Genomic DNA, 19,649 nt, shown 5'->3' on the forward strand with positions numbered 1-19,649 from the left:
AGCGGTCTTCAAATCAAGCCAATCCGCGCCAGACCCGCAATGCCTGCACCGTTTCTGCGACGTCGTGGACGCGTACGATACTGGCGCCGCGCGACACGGCCCAAAGTGCCGCGGCAACACTGCCCGCCACACGCTCAGAAGCCGATTCTACGCCAGAAAGCTCACCGATCATGCGTTTGCGGGAAAGACCGACAAGCAGCGGCGCCTCTAGGGACGCAAGGTCATCCAGATGGCGCAGCAAAGTACGATTTGCTTGCAGATCCTTGGCAAAACCAAAGCCGGGATCTACCAGCAGATGGTGCCGGGGAATGCCTGCGGCGACACACTGTGCTACACGCTCGAACAGGAAATCCTTCACCTCTGCCACGACATCGCGGTAACGGGTGTTCTCCTGCATATTCTGCGGGGTACCCCGCATGTGCATCAGACAGACGGGAATACCCAACCCTGCGATGGTCTCCAGCGCCAGCGGATCAGTACGCAACGCGGTCACGTCATTCATGAGCCCTGCGCCCAGAGACCAGGCTGCACGCATGACAGCGGCTTTGCTGGTGTCAATGGAAATGGGCAGCGGCACCTCCGCCGCCACCGCCTCCAGCACCGGCAGAAGTCGCCGCAGCTCTTCCTCCTGCGTCACCGCCGGCGCCCCAGGGCGGGTGGATTCCGCCCCGATATCGATGATATCGGCACCCTCCTCCCACATCCGTTGGGCGCGCCCGAGGGCGGCATCCACAGACAGATAGGTACCGCCATCCGAAAAGGAATCAGGAGTGATATTGAGCACTCCCATAACACAAGGGCGCCCAAGAACCAGGGGGCGCCCGTTGCAATCCAGCGTCAGGGTCAAACCGGATGTTCGCCGGGGTTGAGGCCGGGCAACGACTGCCCGCCGGATTTGTCGGCCGTTGTGACATTGCCGTCGGGGATGGAAGGATAGCTTCCCGTTCCCCCTTCCACCGGCGGCTGCGGATCATGCCCCGCCATGATAGCGCTCACCTGTTTTGCGTCCAATGTCTCATACTTCAGCAGGGCCTTGGCCATGGCCTCAACCTTGTCGCGATTTTCTTCGATCAGCTTACGGGCAATACCGTAGCGCTCCTGAATAATATCGCGCACCTCTCCGTCCACGGTCCTCGCCGTCTGCTCGGAGATATTGCTGTGCTTGGTCATTTCCCGACCAATGAATACCTCTTCCTCTTTTTCACCAATGACCATCGGCCCGATGCCGGACATACCCCACTGGGTCACCATGCGCCGCGCCAGGTCGGTGGCACGCTCGATGTCATTACCTGCGCCGGTCGTCATCTGGTTGAGAAATACTTCTTCGGCGATGCGTCCACCCATGAGAATGGAGATATTGTTGAGAATTTCCTGACGCTCGTAGTTGAAGCGATCCTCCGTCGGCAACTGCATGGTGAGCCCCAAGGCCCGACCACGCGGGATAATGGTGACTTTATGCACGGGGTCCGTGCCCGGAAGCAGCTTGGCCACCACGGCATGACCGGACTCATGATAGGCCGTGGTCTCACGCTGTTTGTCGCTCATCACCACCGACTTGCGTTCGGCGCCCATCATGACCTTGTCCTTGGCATCTTCAAAGTCAATCATGTCCACCAGACGCTTGCTTCTACGAGCGGCCATCAGCGCCGCCTCATTGACCAGGTTGGCCAGATCGGCGCCGGAGAAGCCAGGGGTACCGCGGGCAATGACCTTGGCGTCCACGTCGGGGGCAACCGGTACCTTGCGCATGTGTACCTGCAGAATCTGCTCGCGTCCGCGAATGTCAGGCAACGGGACGGTGACCTGCCGATCGAAGCGGCCGGGCCGCAACAACGCCGGATCCAGCACATCCGGACGGTTGGTAGCCGCGACGACAATGATGCCCTCGGTGCCCTCGAACCCATCCATTTCCACCAGCAACTGATTCAGGGTCTGCTCGCGTTCATCATTACCGCCACCCAGGCCAGCGCCACGCTGACGACCCACTGCGTCGATTTCGTCAATGAAGATAATGCAGGGGGCATGCTTTTTAGCCTGCTCAAACATGTCGCGAACCCGCGACGCGCCTACGCCGACAAACATTTCCACGAAGTCGGACCCGGAAATGGAGAAGAACGGTACCCGCGCCTCTCCGGCGATGGCACGCGCCAGCAGGGTCTTACCGGAACCCGGCGAACCCATGAGCAGCACACCCTTGGGAATACGCCCGCCGAGGCGCTGAAACTTCTGCGGATCGCGCAGGAATTCAACAATCTCGGCCAGTTCGTCCTTGGCTTCTTCAACACCTGCCACATCGGCAAAAGTGACCTTGTTGTTTTCCTCGGTCAGCATCCGCGCCTTGCTGCGGCCAAAGGTCATCGCGCCGCGACCACCGGCGCCACCACCGCCCATCTGGCGCATGAAGAATATCCACACGCCGATCAGCAGCAACATCGGGAACCATGAGATGAGAATGGAGAGCAGCAGCGACTGCCCCTCCGGGGGCTTGACCGAGATCTTCACTCCCGCAGCCAACAGTTGGGGAACAATCTGGGTATCGTTTGCCGGGGTGTAGACACTGAAATGCTGCCCAGAATTCAGGCTGCCTTCCACATGATTACCGTTGATGGTGACATCCGCGACCTGACCTTGCTTGATACTACTCACGAAGGTCGAAAAATCCATGGCCTGGGCCGGGGTAGAACTGCTCGTATTGAGGTTCTGGAACACCAGCATCAGGATAACACCGATCGCCACCCACAACAGTACATTTTTTAAGACATTATTCATTAGCTCACCCCCCGACCGGGAGAATTTAGACTGATTATAAGACCAATATATCGTCCGATCTTAACCTTCTCAAGACCACCTGACAAGAGCAGCTTCCTCAACCCTGCGTTCCCCCCACCGTCAAATCACGGATTTTCAGCGTCGGCTGTCCAACACCTACCGGTACACTCTGGCCATCCTTACCACAAGTACCCACTCCTGTATCCATCTGGAGGTCGTTGCCGATCATTTCAACCCTGGTGAGCACATCCGGGCCGTTGCCGATCAGGGTCGCGCCCTTGACAGGCCTGGTTATCTTACCGTTCTCGATCAGATATGCTTCCGATGCGGAAAAAACAAATTTGCCATTGGTGATGTCCACCTGACCGCCACCAAAGTTGACGGCGTAGAGTCCGCGTTTGACGCTGGCGATGATTTCCCGAGGATCGCGGTCCCCGGCCCGCATATAGGTATTGGTCATCCGCGGCATCGGCAAGTGTGCGTAAGACTCGCGGCGTCCATTACCGGTCGAACGCGTCCCGGTCAAACGCGCATTCAGGGTGTCCTGCATATAACCTTTGAGAATGCCATCCTCAATCAGCGTCGTACACTGAGTCGGGGTCCCTTCGTCATCGACATTCAGACTCCCGCGGCGACCATCGAGCGTACCGTCATCCACGACAGTGACACCCGGCGCGGCGACCCGCTGGCCGACCCGACCGCTGAAGGCGCTGGTCCCCTTGCGATTGAAGTCCCCCTCCAGTCCGTGGCCAATGGCCTCGTGCAGCAGCACGCCCGGCCATCCCGGCCCGAGGACCACTTCCATAGTGCCGGCTGGGGCCGCCTCCGCCTCCAGATTGACGAGCGCCTGACGCGCGGCTTCCCGGGCGAAGCCTTCGGCCATGTCGCCCTGAAGAAAGGTCTGATAATCGTAACGGCCGCCGCCACCGGCACTACCCTGCTCACGCCGCCCGCCCTGCTCGGCGATGACGGAGACGTTGAGGCGCACCAAGGGACGCACATCGGCAGCCAGCGTACCGTCGAGACGCGCCACCAGCACCGCCTCGAAGCGGGCAGTGAGGCTGGCCATCACCTGGACAATGCGCGGATCGCAGGCCCGGGCGGCCCGTTCCACCCGTTCCAGCAGGGCGATTTTCTCGCTGTTGGAAATGGAAGCCAGAGGATCGACCGGCGGATATAGTGCCAGCCCCGGACGCTGCTGCCAGACCAGTCCTTTCGTCTGACCCGGACGATGGACAATGGCGCGCGCCGCATCCGCCGCCGTCAACAAGGCATCAACCGCGATTTCGTCAGAATAGGCCAACCCCTGACGCTCACCGCTCACCGCCCGCACGCCCACTCCCTGTTCAATGGAGTGACTGCCCGACTTCACGACCCCTTCTTCCAGGCTAAAGCCCTCGCTGCGGCTGTACTGAAAATACAGATCCGCATCATCCAGGGCGCGATGGGAGAGGCGACCGAACACCTTTTCCAACGCCCCCTCGCAGATTCCGCCAGGTGCAAAAAGGGTAGCGCGGGCAATTTCCAGGGCTGAGGCAGTCATGACGTTCCTTTCTGACAGATTAAGATGGTCAGTATGCGCCCAACCCATGGTTTAGAACAAGTCCAAACCATCTGTTGCGCCTGCTACAGAGCAGGGTTGTCGGCAGCCAGATCCGCACCGCCATCCACCCGCCGACCGGGACAAAATTTCGTCGTGAAATGATACCGCTGGTTCGGTTATCCACATCTTTTGCACCATTTGCGCACCATATTATGCACAAGATGTAGTTGACACTGACAGAAACGAGTCTATATTTAGTATTCAGGTGCCACGCTTTCCGCTATCGCTGCTTGTCCTCACCACCGCCCTGATCTGGAGTCGCCCATGTCTAAACCTACCACCCAGACCGTCATCGGCAACCCTGCCTACGACCCTTCCGAAGCCAGCCGTTACAAAGTCATTCGTCGCAACAACGCGATGGTCAATTTTGACGCCAGCAAGATTCATATCGCCATGACGAAGGCTTTCCTGGCCGTGGAGGGCGGCAGCGGGGCGGCAAGCGCGCGCGTTCGTGACCTCGTCAGCCGCCTGACAGAACAGGTGATCGAAGCACTGAAACGGCGCCAGCCGGGGGGCGGCACCTTTCACATCGAAGACATTCAGGATCAGGTGGAACTGGCGCTCATGCGTGCCGGCGAACACGAAGTCGCCAGGGCCTATGTGCTTTATCGCGAGGAGCGCGCGCGGGAACGCCGCCAGCAAGCTGCGGAGGAAACCCCAGCCGATGTCCCGGTTATTCAGGTCAGCTATCCGAATGGCAGCCGACGGGTTCTGGACATGGTACGATTGCGCGCCGTTATCGAAGAAGCCTGCAGTGGCCTAGGCACCGCCGTGTCGATAGACGCCATTCTCGGCAACACCGTCAAAAATCTCTACGACGGTATCAGTGAGGATGAGCTGTTTCAGGCCCCCATTCTGGCCAGCCGGGTGCTGATCGAGCGCGATCCCGCCTACGCCTACGTCTCGGCACGTCTGCTTCTCGACCGCGTGCGCTGGGAAGTACTCGGTGAAGCCGCGACGCAGGCAGAGATGACCGCACGTTATCCCCAGTATTTCCGCGACTATCTGCAAACCGGCATCCAGAATGAGCTGATCGACCCGCGCCTGGGGCAGTATGATCTGGAACGCATCACCGCCGCGCTCCGGCCGGAGCGGGACCTGGACTTCCAGTATCTGGGCATGCAGATTCTGTATGATCGCTACTTTTTGCATGTACGGGAGCGTCGCATCGAGTTGCCGCAAGCCTTCTGGATGCGGGTGGCCATGGGTCTGGCGATGAATGAAGTCGACCGCGAAACCCACGCCATCGCCTTTTACGAAGTGCTGTCGAGCTTCGACTTCGTCAGTTCGACACCCACCTTATTCAATGCCGGAACCTTGCGCCCGCAGTTGTCCAGTTGCTTCCTGACCACGGTGGGTGACGACCTGGATGACATCTACGAGGCCATCAAAGAAAACGCCATGCTCTCCAAGTTCAGCGGCGGGCTGGGGAACGACTGGACGCCGGTGCGTGCGCTGGGCTCCTTCATCAAAGGCACCAATGGCAAGTCGCAGGGCGTCGTTCCCTTCCTCAAGGTGGTCAACGACACGGCGGTGGCGGTCAATCAGGGCGGCAAGCGCAAAGGCGCGGTCTGCGCCTATCTGGAAACCTGGCACATGGATATCGAGGAATTCCTCGAACTGCGCAAGAATACCGGCGACGACCGCCGCCGCACCCACGATATGAATACCGCCAACTGGATCCCCGATCTCTTCATGGAGCGCGTGGAAAGCAACGCGATGTGGACACTGTTCAGCCCCAATGAAACACCGGATTTGCATGACCTTACCGGGGCGGCGTTCCGGGAGCGCTATGAGCACTATGAGCACATGGCAGATGCGGGCACCATCGGGTTGTTCAAGCGCATACCAGCCGTTCATCTCTGGCGCAAAATGCTGACCATGCTCTTCGAGACCGGCCATCCCTGGATCACCTTCAAGGACCCCTGCAACCTGCGCAGCCCGCAGCAGCACGTCGGAGTAGTGCACAGTTCCAACCTCTGCACCGAAATCACCCTCAATACCAACGCCAAAGAAATTGCCGTCTGTAACCTGGGGTCCGTCAACCTGGTAGCCCATTTGCGGGCAGTGGCGGACGCCGACTCCGGCGCATTGCGCGAGAACAGCGCACCGGAAGAACTGCTCGCCATGATGGATGGGGAAAAGTTGCATCACACCATCCGCGTTGCCATGCGGATGCTGGATAATGTCATCGACATGAACTACTACGCCGTTGCCAAGGCACGTAATAGTAATCTGCGGCACCGGCCGGTGGGCCTGGGGCTGATGGGCTTCTCCGATGCCTTGTTACAGATGCGGATTCCTTACGCTTCGGCAGCAGCCCTCGCCTTTGCCGACATCAGCCAGGAAGTCATTTCCTACCATGCCATCGATGCATCGGCCGATCTGGCCCGGGAACGGGGCAGTTATCAGAGCTTCCCAGGGTCCCTGTGGAGTCAGGGTATCCTGCCCATCGACAGCATCGAACGGCTCGCGGCCAGCCGTGAGCACGGCGTGGACGTGGACCGCAGCCAGCATCTGGACTGGGCAACACTGCGTGGCAAGGTACAGGGCGGCATGCGCAACAGCAATTGCCTGGCCATTGCGCCCACCGCTACCATCTCCAATATTGTCGGTGTCAGCCAGGGTATTGAACCGATTTACCAGAACCTCTATGTCAAATCCAACCTGTCCGGCGAGTTTACGGTGGTGAACAGCTATCTGGTCCACGACCTGAAACGCCTGGAACTCTGGGATGAGGTCATGGTCAATGATTTGAAATACTTCGATGGCTCGGTCATGCCCGTAGACCGCATTCCGGCGAGCATCAAGCCCCTATATGCCAACGCCTTTGAAATCGATCCGGAATGGCTGGTGGAAGCGGCGGCGCGGCGGCAGAAATGGCTGGATCAGGCCCAGAGTCTCAACCTCTATTTCGGCCAGCCTTCCGGCAAAAAAATCGACGAGATCTACCGGCTGGCCTGGAAACGCGGCTTGAAGACCACCTACTACCTGCGTTCACTGAGCGCCACGGCAGCCGAAAAATCGACGGTGCAGACGGGCACCCTCAATGCTGTTGTATCGGGTCAACCCAAAGCCTGTGCGATCGATGATCCGACTTGTGAGGCCTGTCAGTGATACGGGAATTGTTAAAAATAAGGAAAGCATCATGTTAAGTTTTGAAGAAAATCTTCGTAAAGAATCCATTCTCAATGGACCGTTAGCGATGCGTCCGGAGCATGTTGGTGGCATCGAGGAGACTGACATGAACAGTTTTGAACGGGTGCGCGCTGAGGACAAGCGCATCATTAACGGCCACGCCGATGTCAACCAACTGGTGCCCTTCAAATACCAGTGGGCCTGGGACAAATACCTCGCCGCCTGCGCCAACCACTGGATGCCGCAGGAAATTCAGATGTCCAGGGACATCGCCCTGTGGAAAGACCCCAAGGGGCTGACCGAGGACGAGCGGCGTATCGTGAAGCGCAATCTGGGCTTTTTTGTGACGGCGGACAGTCTGGCGGCCAACAACATCGTGCTGGGCACGTATCGTCATATCACCGCCCCGGAATGCCGCCAGTATATGCTGCGCCAAGCCTTTGAAGAGGCCATTCATACCCACGCATATCAGTACATTGTCGAATCCATCGGCCTCGATGAGGGCGAGATATTCAACATGTACCACGAGGTACCCTCGGTACGGAATAAGGATCAGTTTCTGATGCCTTTTATCGACATTCTGGCGGACCCCCATTTCAAAACCGGCACCCTGGAAAATGATCAGAAATTATTACGCTCGCTGATCGTATTTGCGGCGATCATGGAAGGCACCTTTTTCTATGTGGGTTTCAGCCAGATTTTGGCGATGGGCCGGCAGAACAAAATGGTGGGCGCGGCGGAGCAGTATCAATACATCCTGCGCGATGAATCCATGCACTGCAATTTCGGTATCGATATGGCCAACCAGATCAAGGTGGAAAATCCGCAGCTCTGGACAGAGGCTTTCCAGCAGGAAATCATCGACCTGATCCGCCGCGGCGTAGAACTGGAATGTGCTTACGCCGACGATACTATGCCCCGCGGCGTGCTTGGCCTGAATGCACCGGTCTTCAGGGAATACGTCAAATATATCGGCAATCGCCGTCTGGTGCAGCTCGGTTTGCCGCAACAGTATCCGGGCGTACAGAATCCCTTCCCGTGGATGAGCGAAATGATGGATCTCAAGAAAGAGAAGAACTTTTTTGAGACGCGGGTCACCGAGTATCAGACCGGCGGGGCGCTGAGCTGGGAATAAGCGGGTTCGTTCGTTGGGCGACACATAAAGTGAGATCAAATGAGACCAGTCAGCCAAACGTAGGCTGCCTCTTCTTAATGAAGAGGCAGCAAAAGACAAAAACCTCGTCTCGCGCGTAATGCCCAACCATAATTCGAATGTCCACAGTGCAGCGTTTGCAGTCATTCTCGCCCAGCTTTGAAACGTATGCGTTAGAAACATCGATAACTAACTGCATTGCAAACCTAATCGCGGGAAGGGGAAAGTGATGAGTATGTACACGATTAAAATCGAAAATTGCCCGATGCGGGTGGCGACTTGATGAGCAGGTATTGCTCGCCACGCTTTTCGTAGGCGCGTTCCTGCATCGGCCGCATCCCCAGCGCATTGGCCTTGGTCGACGCGCCGTTACGGGCGTAGGTGACGGAGACGGAGGGGATGCTTTTCCCCATATTCATTCAATTTTCCCCATCGGTCTTGGCGAACAGCGCCACGCAAGGCAGCCCATCGAAATGCGCATCGCAGGTGAGCAAGGTCGCGCCCTGACGCCGCGCCGTCGCGTAAACGATGGCATCGGCCGTGGCCAGCTTGTATTCGCGGTGCAAATCTGCCGCGAGCAGCGCGACGGCGGTGTCCAGGGGCACGACGACGCATTTCTGCGTATAGGCGATCACCTGGTCGGCCTGTTCCTCGCCGACTTCACGCACCAGCCACTTCGACAGTTCAAGCTGCACGATGGTCGGCACAATGCACTGCGGCCTGTCCGGAAACTGCTTTCCCAGACGCTTGCCCAGCGCGGTGTCGGCAAGCCATTCGATCCATGCCGAGGTATCGACCACGCAAGGCGCTGCCCCCATCAGTAGCGATCCTTGCGATCACGGACATCAGAGGTGGCAGCACCCTTGGCGATGCCGACCAACTGCGCCATCTCGGGCACAGGCATCACCAGCACACCCTTGCCCTTGGGAATGAACACGAACTCCTGCCCTGCCTCCCAGTGCTGCTCTTCGCGCACGGCCTTGGGGATGGAAATCTGGAACTTGCTCGACAAGGTGGCTGTAGCGGTCATGGTTCGCACTCCTGTGGAATCGATGCGTATTTGGTAAGAATACCTGACTCCAGCCCGGGATGCCAGGCAATTTCACAGCCCAAGCGTTGACTCTGGGTGTTTCGCACCCGCCTTGCGCTTGCTGCCCTTGGCCGGTGCAGCCGCAGCGGTCATCTTGGTGTAGAGATCGAACAGCTTTTCCAGCCGCTCGGTGTCGTTCTTGAAGCGACGGCCGATGTAGATACGCTCCAGCACTCGTAAACAGGATCTCAGGCTAGCCACTTAAAACGTCGAGGAACCCAGGAAGTTTTACAGATTGAGCCTTTCCCGCGATTTTCTCCTTTCTCCTTACGTCATCTCAAAATTGCGAGATAGCCGAAAACTCGCGGGAGACTTCTGAGCGATTATCGTCCCTCCGCCCGCTCACTTGTCAGGTGTTCTGTGATGCTGTGCCCAAGTCTTGGCAGCCAATTGGGTGTAGGTGGCTTTTTGTGCGGGATTGAGCAATGCATAGCCTTGGAGATGGTAAGGAACCATTTCCCATCCTAATCGCATTTCTGCTTTCCCAACGCGGATGATGTCACCTTTTATCGTTGCCAAGGTCGGATGTGCGGTAGCGGCGTCCTTTTCGTACTTGTCATATGCCTGCTGCAGTGCCCTGTCATCCTCGATGGTGTGCATAGCCATCTCATCCTTGATCTGGCTTTCCCTCTGGATTTGTCCGGGTGTCAAATGAAACGCAGATTTATTCTTTAGTATCCAGTAAGGTCCAGGATGATATCTTTTGAAAATTGAAGAAAAACCCAGGGAATGAGTTCGAAAATACTGTTGGGCCTGTTTCTTTTGACCAGGGCTCATTGTTTCAAGCTGACCTAAAGACAAGGCGTAGGCAGAGGAAGTGCTCAACAACAGAATGGCTGTGATACTCGATAGCAATACTTTTACAGATTTCATTAGACAATCCTTATAACAGTAAATATCTCCAGGTAAAAACTAGGAGATTTGGTTCGTGAACCGCTTAAAGCAGATTGAAGAGAAGCTAGTACGCCTCCCAATCCACAGTCTAATCCAAGTCGGTTTCCTTTGCATAAAGGAGGTATAAAACGCGATATTTAGGAATCAGGCCGTGCCTGATCTCTTGATACCATTTTTTTCCCCGTCTTCCCCACGCATGTGAGGGGAAGACGGGGGTTGCTGGGTGCTTACCCTCGTTGCGTGAAGGGCGCACCCTTAATTGCCTACGTAACCAAACTCTCCGCGCCATTGTCCATGTTTAATATCCAGACTCAGCCAACGCGCCAGGAACGGTTCCACTCGCTTGATGGGGAAGGTTTGCAGCTCGGGTACCGGTTGGTCGGATATCAGGCAGGTCTTCGTGCCGACGGCGCGGAACCCGATCCGTACTTGCTGCTCGCCGCCATCAAGCAGGAGAGCGTCAGGATGTTCTGACTCCAGGAACAGCACCTGTTTGCGAATCATGCAACTGAACAGCAATTCGAGATGTACGAGCAATGGTGTCTCACGTTGCGCGAGCGCGCGTCGAGCGGCGGCGGTCAGGCGCAGTTCGATTGTACCGGCGAGTGTGCTGCTGGATTGCGCCGAGGTGACATCACTCATTGGCGTTGTCTCCTGTGGATTCCCGCAGGGCCTGGCTGACCACTTGGACGCCCAGGTTGTAAGCCGGCATGCCGCCGACGATGGCTGCCGTTTCGCACACGCCGTGCAGCTCAGGCGCGTCTGCGCCTGCCTGGATTGCGGCACGTGCATGCAATAGAGCGGGTGCCTCACGGCCAAGTACCAGAAGCATACCCAGATGGACAAGCTGCTGGGTTTTGCGTTCAAGCGGATTGTGATGGATTAACGTGTCGCGCAGGTGCTCGATGGCCTCGAGAGCGGTCTCACGGCCGGCCATGCGTGCCAGATCGATTCTCATGCGTACGCCATCGGGGATATATCCGAATAGTTCCTTGTAACGTGTCTCAACGGGAGTTTCATTCATTTAGCGGATTCCTTAAGTGCTCGTGCGTTGCGGGCCGGCAGCGCAGCGCATCGTAGCGTTGGATAAAGAGATCGAAGGCTTGGCGGCGGTGCGCAATGTCCTCGTGCCAGTCTGCCAATTCGTCAAGACCCACTGGTGTGATCTGGTAAACGCGGCGTGCCGCTCCAGAACCGACAGTGCTCCACTCCGAACGCAATGTGCCGCGCGCCTCCATCTCCCGCAGCAGGCGGTACAGATTGCCGGCATCCACTTTGAGCCCTTCCGGCAGCAATTGATTGATGCTGCGGTGAAGGGCCAGGCCATGTGTCGGCTCCTCTGCACAGAGGAGCAGCGCGAAGCTTGCCAGGTGTCGGCCCTGGCGATTGGACTCTCTGGGTCTCAAGACGCCTTCCGAAAACGTTGCATGCGTTCCGCCACTTCGCGATAAGCGGCATCGGGCAGTGCCTTTTCTCCGCCTAGCACGCGCGCATGCAGTACCAGTTCTGCGGCCTCTTCCAATGCCGTCAGGCGGTTCAGTGCCACTTCAGGCGTATCGCCCGTCACCAGTACGCCATGGTTGGCCAGCAGTACGGCTACCGTATCGGGCCTGTCGAATGCCTCGAGTATTCCATTTACCGAGGCGCTCGAACCGCGCGGCGCCCAAGCGACGACGGGCACATCGGTATGCATGCCTTGGCGCAGCATCGGTTCGTAAACTGCGGGCACGGACTGCTGGGCGACGGCGAACGCTGTGCTGTGGGTCGGGTGGCAGTGAATGATCGCGCAGATGTCCGCACGATGCCGGTAAAGCCGGGTGTGCATCTCGATGATTTCGCGATAATTGGCATCAAAATCAGACTGCAGGCCTTCGGCCGCGACCGGAAGCCAGGAGAGGTCTTTTTCACCCAGATTGGCGACCGAACCGCCACGAGTGATAAGCAGGCGGTCGTCCTACCGCGCAGAAAGATTGGCGTGTGCACCACGGAACAGCAGGCCGCGCTCACGCAGCGCATTGGCGGTACGAATCAGTTCCTGTGCCAGATTTAGTGTGCTGTCAGTCATGAATCACCTCACAGTTAGATGTTTATTGGTAATATATGTAAATCACATATACATGACACGAGAATACTCTTGGCTGTGAAGCAGTGCAAGCCATTTAGAACGTGAGGCGCATGCCGGCGGAGATGCGGCATTTGTCGGGGGTATGAAGGTTGCCATAACTCGATTAGCGGTATGGGGATCTCTCTGCAAAAAGGTGCCAAAAATCACGCAGGAAACGCCGCATTACCCTAAATTCACAGGAGACACAGGTATTCTGGCATTCCCCGCCCCCGGTGTCAGATACCGTCTTGAACCATTGGGATGGCGTGCTCCGCTGGTTCGAGAGCCAGATCAACAACGGCATTCTCGAAGGCTTCAACAGCCTCATCCAATCCGCCAAGGCCAAGGCTCGGGGTTACCGCACCCACAAAAACTTCATCAACATGGCCTACCTGATCCTGGGTAAACTGGATCTCAGGATACCCACTTAAAACGTCGAGGAACCATTTGCCAAGTAATGACAATGGAATCGAATTAGGTAAGCAAATCAGTCAGTCTGGCACAACAGTGCCAATTGTTTTGAATGATTTAATTACTACTATTCACGTTGCACCAACTGCTCCAACATGGCTTGTCGATCTAGTCGCTGAAGTGAGTGCAAAGTACGAAATATCGGCTGTAGTAAGAAAATCTGACTTGTACTCTGAACCAGTATTCTAATCTAATGGCTAACAAGGCAAATGCACTCGGGCGGAAAAAAGCGCCGCTCGTTCCTCGCTCTGCTATTTGCCGCCGTGATTTGCGACGTTATGCCTCAAGGAACGCCAATGAGTGATCACCCGCCAATTTCAGCAGAACTCAACGTTGACGCAGTAGAAATTCTCTAACGACTCGGCCGATCCGTGGCCAAAGCCGGATTTAGGAGAATAGCGGCCATGCGTTCATTGCGCTGTTACAGCGTTGTATGCAGCCAACTGGTAAATATAGGTCGGATAATGTCATCTGCCTCCCGCGGTTGAACGACCGCAATCAGTCTGCTGCTGTCCAACAGGCTTTGACCGCAGCAGGGCGTCAAATGGGGACAAGGAGTGCTTCATGCATAGAGCAACCGCCCGCGTGGCTCTGGTATGGGGCGCCCCAGCTCCGTTGCCGTCTCGACCCATTCACCAATCACCCGTTCCGCATTGGCTACCGCCTCTTGATAAGTGGCGCCATCGGCCATGCAGCCAGGGAGTTCAGGAACTTCCACGATAAAAGCACTGTCTTCGTTACTCCAATAAATGACCAGTTCATACTTACTCATCGTTATTAATCCCTAGGTGATACTTGGTGAGTATGCTGCGCGCTTGCTTCACTTGGTAGGGCTTCGCCATGCGTCCTATGGGTTGGAGATTGATGATCTCGGCCACCCCTTCTATGGTAACGACCGCTTCCAGTCTGCTGCGGCCATCCCGGCTATCGCACCCATGGCTCTTGACGAGGAGCCCCATCCTCATCAATGACTTCCGTCATGCTGTCAGTTGGGCTTGTGGATACGTCAGTCGACTGCAATGATTTGACGAAGTGGTAGCCGATGATCTGGTAACCGTTGCGCTGATAAAACCTGTGCGCAGGATGATTGGTGACGTAAGCATCCAGCACCATGATTTCGCAGCCCTCTTTGTGCGCGTAGGTCTCTACCCAATCCATAAGCTGTTGACCAATACCGACACCCCGATACTGCGGATCGACGATCACGTTGTCGACATCCAGATAGCGTCCACACCAAAAACGCGTGCCCAGCCAAATGCCCGCCACACCGATACAGCAATCATCCGCAAGCGCGGCGGCGCAGCGATATCCCTGTGCGGTCATATCCTGAAGTCTTTGCGCGAGCACGTCCGGCGGCACGCCAGGATTGAGCTCCTGTACCAGCGGCAAGATCATGGCCAGTTCATCCTTCGCCAACAATCGAATCACCATCTGAGGTAGCAATGGTCTACGCCCCACAATCATCCCCTTCGTCTTGCCCTTGATTCATTCCGCTGGAGGACGTGTTATCCACTGCCCAATCATCCGCTCACGTTCGGCGCGCAATGTTTCGGTGTGGCGCCGGACAACCTCCACGATATCCTTGGGGGCATCCTCCGGCCTGCCGGCCTGGAAAGGCGGCTCCGGCGCATATTCCAGGGCAAGCTGAATTTCTTCCGCTGCGGCTTGACCGCGCAGCGCTGCGACCAGCACGAGACCAAAGTCTATTCCGGCGGTAACACTGCCGCCAGTGATCAGATTACCATCCCGAACCACACGCTCCTGTACAGGTATGGCGCCAAATTTGGCGAGGAGATCATGATAACGCCAATGCGTCGTCGCGCGCCGTCCAGCGAGTAATCCCGCGGCGCCAAGCAGCAGGGCACCGGTGCAGACAGAGGTGACAAACTGCGCTGTCGACGCTTGGCGCTGCACCCATCCCCGTACTTCTTCATCGCATAGCAAGGGGTTGATGCCGACGCCGCCCGGAATGCAAAGCACGTCCACCAGCGGCCCATCGTCAAGGGTGGTCGTCGGGTAAATGCGCATACCCGCTGAACAGGCCACCGGCTCCCGGGTTTTCCAGAAAAGATGTATCTCGCCATCCGGCAAGGCCGAAAAAATCTCATAAGGACCCGCCAGATCCAGCAGTTGAATGCCCGGAAACACCAGAAAACCCACCGTAATCGTCATCCGGGATGGTCCTGTTTGCCGTCTTTCAGGCTGGCCAGAACATATTCAGCCATGGACCCGGAGTCAGGCTGGTTTTGCTGCTCCAGGTGTGCGACGACACTATCACGGTTACCAAACGGCTGGTTCTGGCTGACCTTCCACTTACCCATCCAGCGGGAGATGGGAATTTCTATGCCCACCACCTGCCCAATAAGCCGCTCCGTAAAGTCCCGAGGCGCATCATCCACCTGCCAGGGCAGGGTAAAGCCACTCTCCTGCTGCGCGGTCAAGGCGACCATCTGTTGCCGTACCCAAGCGGGATCGTCTCTGACCTGCAGCGGACCGTAAGCATGGACGACGGCATAGTTCCAGGTTGGGACCACCTTGCCGGTTTCCGCCTTGGTCGCGTACCACGAGGGGCTGATGTAGTGTTGCGGCCCCTGAAAGATGACCAGCACCTCATCGTCCGGGGGCGCCTCTCGCCACAGCGGATTAGCGCGTGCCACGTGTCCCTGCAGCACCGGTTGCGGTCCTTCTCCGGGTGCGAGATACAAGGGAATATGATTTGCCTCCAAACCATTACCGCCCATGCTGACCAGTGTTGCGAGAGGGTAACGCTGAATCAGCGCCCGCAGGATTTCCGGGCGGTTTTCTGCAAATGGCTCAGGACAATACAAGTTCGGCCTCCTGTCATTCCATGTTCGGCGCTGCAGACTCACTTGCGCACAAATCCGCGGCGGGTGGGCAGGCGTCAATGGGATGGTTCCGATACTGCGATATGTTTTGCAACTTCCCCATGGCGGCGAGCAAGTCTGGCCAGGGCTCTGCCCAAATATCCGGATAGGTCCGCTCGCCGTTATACATAGTCGGATAGGCCAGGTTCTCTTGTCCGGGCGTGAATTCGCAGCGGATCCCGGGTTTGCTGTTGCCGCGCGCATCACAACGATACCAGCCCCGGTCATCCAGCCAGACCGCGGTGAAGCCGTGTGTGCAGTAAGGCGGATTGGGGCCATCCAGCGTCAGCCGTTGATAGCAAAATCCTGCAGGGATTTGGTTGGCGCGCCATAAGGCCACGAGCAGATGACTTTTCGCGGTGCATAGGCCAGTGCCTTGCTGCAACACATCCGACGCGGCGCAGGTCACTTCTTCCCGGTGGAAATCCATGCTGTGCGCAATGTGATCGCGTACCCATTCGAAGCAATGCCTGGCGGTTGCCGTTGGATCGTCAGAAGACAGCGCGGCTGCCAACTTGCGGATATCGGCATGCGTATAATCTACGGTGGCACTTTCCATCAGGAAGTGCGGCGACGGCTGGCTATCAAATTTTGCGAGTTTCATAGGTTTCCTGTCATTCCTGCGTGGATTCGCGCAACACACGGATATCTGCCATATCCACCAGATTCCATTCCCCATGATTACGGTACAGGCGTTTATGCTGATTCGGGTAATCCGCGACGTCCTGATCCAGGCGCTGACCGATGACCAGGCACTCGAGTGTTTCCGTCCCATCGTTGATGATGCTGTGCGCGGCTGCATGGCAAGGAAAACCGACGAAGTCACCTGGGGCGATGAGATACTGATCACCCCCCATGGTGAGCGTGCCCTTACCAGACAGCACGTACACGGCTTCTTCTTCATAATGATGCAGGTGGTACTCGGTACTCTCTTTACCCGGCTCTATCTGGATGAGATGTATACCCATGTGCCGTAGGCCTACCGCATCGCCTAAAGACTTATTGATACGAACGGCGCCGGGATTGAGGAAATGGACCTTATGTTCGCCCTTCATCTGACTGATTTCCTGCGCGGTGAGCAGCAGTTTTCGGGTATCCATATCAGTACCACTCCTTTACGTTCACTGCGCGATAGCCAGACCAATGCCGGAGGTGGCGCCGGTAACCAGTGCGACGCGCGAATTACCGGTCATGACAGTTGTATCGGCTGATCATACGTGGCCACCTCCAGCAAATTGCCATCGGGGTCCCGAAAATAGACAGAGGTGATCGGCCCCGTGGCTCCAGTGCGGGGCACCGGACCGGCTTCCAGGGCGACTCCGCAGGTCTGCAGATGGGCGAGCATTTCTTCGATACCACCGGCCACGATGAAGCATAAGTCCGCCGACCCGGGAGTGGGACTGGCCGCATGCGGAGCAATAGGACGCCCTGCCGAATGCAGGTTGATTTTTTGCTGCCCAAAGGCCAAGGCCCTTCGCTGGTCACCAAAGGTGATTTCCTGCATGCCCAATACCCGTGAATAGAAGGCGATCGTAACAGATATATCCACCACGGTCAGGACAACATGGTCCAGGAGGTCTATGCGCATAGCGTGATCTCAGAAAGTGTTCGTGGAGTGGGACGGGGCCAAGGGCGATTCCAGCGTAGCAGTGATGAAGGGTAGATAAAACCAATGGTACTATGTTTTCGGACACTATTGTCTAGCTGTCGGTTTCGACTATGTGCCTGGCTCAAGGAAAGCATCACCTCGCCCGTCGCCAACGAAAACGGATGACCGCTTTCAGTCTCCGCTGGAGGGCATATGACCGACGCATTCTTCACGCAACAGCAAATCACGACGGAGTTCAAGCACACAAGCGCCGACGACAATTGGGAGTCAATCTTGGTGATCGGCAAAGGCACCCGCAAAAAAGGAGCCAGATGTATAACGTCGCAGCCAAACGAGGCGCCCAAAAAGATCAATTTTTTCTGCTGCTTAATGTCTGCAATCAGCCTGTTGCTGTCCAACGGGCTTTGACTGCGGCGGGGCGTCGAATGGGGATAAGGAGTGCTTCATGCATAGAGCAACCGCCCGCGTGGCTCTGCTATGGTGCGCCCCAGATCCGTTACAGATGGCATGGATGCCTCCCCCTACACAGGACCGGCAGCGGGGAGTTTCAGAAGGGAGTCCTCGCTTGAACCGGACGGCATCAAGGTGCCAAAGTGGAAATTTACCCACGCGAAGGACAAGGAGGACTCATCATGGAGATTACAACCTATGGACTGGATTTGGCAAAGTCGGTCATGCAGTTGCACTGGGTAGATATGGAGACTGGTGAAATCCACCGCAAACAGTTGAAGCGCCGTAGGCTCTTGGAATTCTTCGCCAACCGACAACCCGGCGTCGTTGCCATGGAGGCCTGCGGAAGTGCGCACTATTGGGCGCGCGAGTTGCTAAAGCTCGGCCACGAGGTGCGTTTGATAGCCGCGCAGTTTGTGCGCCCCTTCGTGAAAACCAACAAAAACGATGCAGCCGATGCTGCGGCCATCTGGGAGACCGTACAACGGCCGGACATGCGCTTCGTGGCTGTCAAAACTGAGGAACAGCAATCGGTCCTGGCGCTGCACCGCATGCGGTCACAACTGATCAAGGTCCGGACGATGCAGGTGAATCAGATCCGCGGCTTACTTTACGAATTCGGTGCCGATTTGCCGCAAGGTCGCCAACGGGGGCTGAAAGAGGTTCCAGATGCTTTGACCAATCTGGAAAACTCTATATCGCCCATGATGCTGGACACGATTCGCCAGCAATTAAAACGCCTCGAAGAGATGGACAAGGATATTGCAGAGATCGAAAAGCGTTTAACGCTGTGGAAGAAAGACCAGGAGGCAGTGACGCGATTGATGGCCATCCCCGGCGTGGGGCTGCTTACGGCAACCACCATCATCGCCACCGTGGGGGATATGAAGTCCTTCCGTTCAGGACGGGAGTTTGCGGCGTTTCTGGGGCTGGTTCCCCGCCAGAGTGGGACCGGTGGCAAGGTCCGGCTGCTAGGCATCAGCAAACGGGGGGACACCTATCTGCGATCTCTGTTGACCCATGGGGCACGGGCGGTAGTGAACTTCCAGATCAAGAACCGGAATCCCTGGATCGACAAGCTCCTCAGCCGACGGCCACACAATGTGACGGTGGTGGCATTGGCCAACAAGATGGCCCGAACCATCTGGGCACTGCTAGTGAAAAATACAGAATATGTGGCAAGTCACACAATGAATGCGGCTTCCATATCGTAACTGTTACAGAATTGTTGAAGTTCAACAAAAGGAGTTGCGCAGGCTGATAAACGATTGATGGCAAAACAGGTCAGACCACGGAAGAGAGAGCCTGGCAGTTACTTGTCCTTCGAGGACGTGTTACAGATAAGGACTTTTCCGGCGGATTCCATCGGGGCCAGCAGGCTTATCATCCTGCATCAAAGGCCGGATATAAGACAGCAACCCGACCTCAATATGCCAGACATCAAAATCATCTTGCACACATGGAGGCATCCATATAAGTATGG

General features: G+C 56.8%; 23 protein-coding genes and 1 pseudogene. 5 read left to right on the forward strand and 19 right to left on the reverse strand.

Annotated features, from left to right (window positions below; genetic code table 11):
- Positions 1-13 precede the first annotated feature (13 nt).
- The 3 genes from folP to tldD form a co-directional block, all read right to left on the reverse strand.
- Positions 14-790 (reverse strand): dihydropteroate synthase, encoded by a 777-nt coding sequence (folP, locus tag F6A13_RS12285; RefSeq protein WP_172959320.1) that lies wholly within the window; start codon positions 788-790, stop codon positions 14-16.
- A 53-nt stretch (positions 791-843) separates the two neighbouring features.
- The gene (gene ftsH / locus F6A13_RS12290; RefSeq protein ID WP_113526076.1) at positions 844-2,769 is read right to left on the reverse strand and encodes an ATP-dependent zinc metalloprotease FtsH; all 1,926 of its coding nucleotides are present in this window, start codon (positions 2,767-2,769) and stop codon (positions 844-846) included.
- A 97-nt stretch (positions 2,770-2,866) separates the two neighbouring features.
- Positions 2,867-4,312, reverse strand: coding sequence for a metalloprotease TldD (gene tldD, locus F6A13_RS12295; protein WP_151528340.1), 1,446 nt, complete (start codon positions 4,310-4,312; stop codon positions 2,867-2,869).
- A 324-nt stretch (positions 4,313-4,636) separates the two neighbouring features.
- On the opposite strand from tldD, the gene F6A13_RS12300 reads away from it, so the two are divergent.
- Positions 4,637-7,489 carry a ribonucleoside-diphosphate reductase subunit alpha gene (locus F6A13_RS12300; protein ID WP_126604336.1) on the forward strand — a complete coding sequence of 951 codons (2,853 nt, stop codon included), beginning with the start codon at positions 4,637-4,639 and terminating at the stop codon, positions 7,487-7,489.
- A gap of 88 nt (positions 7,490-7,577) precedes the next feature.
- Positions 7,578-8,645, forward strand: a complete 1,068-nt coding sequence (locus F6A13_RS12305) for a ribonucleotide-diphosphate reductase subunit beta (RefSeq protein ID WP_225982026.1) — start codon at positions 7,578-7,580, stop codon at positions 8,643-8,645.
- A 263-nt stretch (positions 8,646-8,908) separates the two neighbouring features.
- Here the strand turns inward: F6A13_RS12305 and F6A13_RS15460 are convergent, their stop codons facing one another.
- From F6A13_RS15460 to F6A13_RS12345, 9 genes are all read right to left on the reverse strand, one after another.
- Positions 8,909-9,082: a hypothetical protein gene (locus tag F6A13_RS15460; RefSeq protein WP_172959301.1), complete on the reverse strand. Its 174-nt coding sequence runs from the start codon at positions 9,080-9,082 to the stop codon at positions 8,909-8,911.
- Positions 9,083-9,481 carry a type II toxin-antitoxin system VapC family toxin gene (locus tag F6A13_RS12310; RefSeq protein WP_126604338.1) on the reverse strand — a complete coding sequence of 133 codons (399 nt, stop codon included), beginning with the start codon at positions 9,479-9,481 and terminating at the stop codon, positions 9,083-9,085.
- A complete protein-coding gene (locus F6A13_RS12315; protein ID WP_113526071.1) occupies positions 9,481-9,693 on the reverse strand; it encodes an AbrB/MazE/SpoVT family DNA-binding domain-containing protein in 213 nt (70 codons plus the stop codon). The genes F6A13_RS12310 and F6A13_RS12315 overlap by 1 nt, the downstream gene beginning before the upstream one ends.
- A gap of 72 nt (positions 9,694-9,765) precedes the next feature.
- A complete protein-coding gene (locus tag F6A13_RS12320) occupies positions 9,766-9,954 on the reverse strand; it encodes a hypothetical protein (protein WP_126604339.1) in 189 nt (62 codons plus the stop codon).
- 141 nt (positions 9,955-10,095) lie between these two features.
- Positions 10,096-10,626 carry a hypothetical protein gene (locus F6A13_RS12325; RefSeq protein ID WP_113526070.1) on the reverse strand — a complete coding sequence of 177 codons (531 nt, stop codon included), beginning with the start codon at positions 10,624-10,626 and terminating at the stop codon, positions 10,096-10,098.
- A 276-nt stretch (positions 10,627-10,902) separates the two neighbouring features.
- Entirely contained in the window at positions 10,903-11,289 is a 387-nt protein-coding gene (locus F6A13_RS12330; RefSeq protein ID WP_113526069.1) for a hypothetical protein, read from the reverse strand.
- Positions 11,282-11,671: a carboxymuconolactone decarboxylase family protein gene (locus F6A13_RS12335; protein WP_113526068.1), complete on the reverse strand. Its 390-nt coding sequence runs from the start codon at positions 11,669-11,671 to the stop codon at positions 11,282-11,284. Before F6A13_RS12335 ends, F6A13_RS12330 begins: the two co-directional genes overlap by 8 nt.
- Entirely contained in the window at positions 11,664-12,053 is a 390-nt protein-coding gene (locus tag F6A13_RS12340; protein WP_172959321.1) for a PadR family transcriptional regulator, read from the reverse strand. The genes F6A13_RS12335 and F6A13_RS12340 overlap by 8 nt, the downstream gene beginning before the upstream one ends.
- Complete coding sequence (locus F6A13_RS12345) at positions 12,050-12,592, reverse strand: class II aldolase/adducin family protein (protein WP_226858178.1); 543 nt, start codon at positions 12,590-12,592, stop codon at positions 12,050-12,052. Before F6A13_RS12345 ends, F6A13_RS12340 begins: the two co-directional genes overlap by 4 nt.
- Positions 12,593-12,984: 392 nt before the next feature.
- Here F6A13_RS12345 and F6A13_RS12350 point away from each other — a divergent pair.
- Positions 12,985-13,182 (forward strand): annotated as a pseudogene (locus F6A13_RS12350) (transposase); the annotation flags it as partial.
- 602 nt (positions 13,183-13,784) lie between these two features.
- On the opposite strand, the gene F6A13_RS12355 reads toward F6A13_RS12350, so the two are convergent.
- The 7 genes from F6A13_RS12355 to F6A13_RS12385 form a co-directional block, all read right to left on the reverse strand.
- Positions 13,785-13,994, reverse strand: coding sequence for a type II toxin-antitoxin system HicB family antitoxin (locus F6A13_RS12355; protein ID WP_113526065.1), 210 nt, complete (start codon positions 13,992-13,994; stop codon positions 13,785-13,787).
- Positions 13,995-14,146: 152 nt separating this feature from the next.
- Positions 14,147-14,617, reverse strand: a complete 471-nt coding sequence (locus F6A13_RS12360; protein WP_225981828.1) for a GNAT family N-acetyltransferase — start codon at positions 14,615-14,617, stop codon at positions 14,147-14,149.
- Positions 14,618-14,707: 90 nt separating this feature from the next.
- Entirely contained in the window at positions 14,708-15,394 is a 687-nt protein-coding gene (locus F6A13_RS12365) for a DJ-1/PfpI family protein (RefSeq protein ID WP_113526063.1), read from the reverse strand.
- The gene (locus F6A13_RS12370; protein ID WP_126604341.1) at positions 15,391-16,050 is read right to left on the reverse strand and encodes an FMN-binding negative transcriptional regulator; all 660 of its coding nucleotides are present in this window, start codon (positions 16,048-16,050) and stop codon (positions 15,391-15,393) included. Before F6A13_RS12370 ends, F6A13_RS12365 begins: the two co-directional genes overlap by 4 nt.
- A gap of 13 nt (positions 16,051-16,063) precedes the next feature.
- On the reverse strand, positions 16,064-16,711 hold the full coding sequence (locus F6A13_RS12375) for a transglutaminase-like domain-containing protein (RefSeq protein WP_126604342.1): 648 nt from the start codon (positions 16,709-16,711) through the stop codon (positions 16,064-16,066).
- Between the two features lie 10 nt (positions 16,712-16,721).
- On the reverse strand, positions 16,722-17,207 hold the full coding sequence (locus tag F6A13_RS12380) for a cupin domain-containing protein (RefSeq protein ID WP_126604343.1): 486 nt from the start codon (positions 17,205-17,207) through the stop codon (positions 16,722-16,724).
- 89 nt (positions 17,208-17,296) lie between these two features.
- Positions 17,297-17,695 carry a VOC family protein gene (locus F6A13_RS12385; protein ID WP_113526059.1) on the reverse strand — a complete coding sequence of 133 codons (399 nt, stop codon included), beginning with the start codon at positions 17,693-17,695 and terminating at the stop codon, positions 17,297-17,299.
- Between the two features lie 213 nt (positions 17,696-17,908).
- Here F6A13_RS12385 and F6A13_RS12390 point away from each other — a divergent pair, with 213 nt between their 5' ends.
- Both F6A13_RS12390 and F6A13_RS12395 read left to right on the forward strand, forming a co-directional pair.
- Positions 17,909-18,124: a hypothetical protein gene (locus tag F6A13_RS12390; RefSeq protein WP_126604344.1), complete on the forward strand. Its 216-nt coding sequence runs from the start codon at positions 17,909-17,911 to the stop codon at positions 18,122-18,124.
- Positions 18,125-18,348: 224 nt separating this feature from the next.
- Positions 18,349-19,380 carry an IS110 family transposase gene (locus tag F6A13_RS12395; protein WP_113526057.1) on the forward strand — a complete coding sequence of 344 codons (1,032 nt, stop codon included), beginning with the start codon at positions 18,349-18,351 and terminating at the stop codon, positions 19,378-19,380.
- Positions 19,381-19,649 lie beyond the last annotated feature (269 nt).

The sequence above is a fragment of the Acidithiobacillus sp. 'AMD consortium' genome (genome assembly GCF_008926505.1).
Lineage (GTDB): Bacteria > Pseudomonadota > Gammaproteobacteria > Acidithiobacillales > Acidithiobacillaceae > Acidithiobacillus > Acidithiobacillus ferridurans.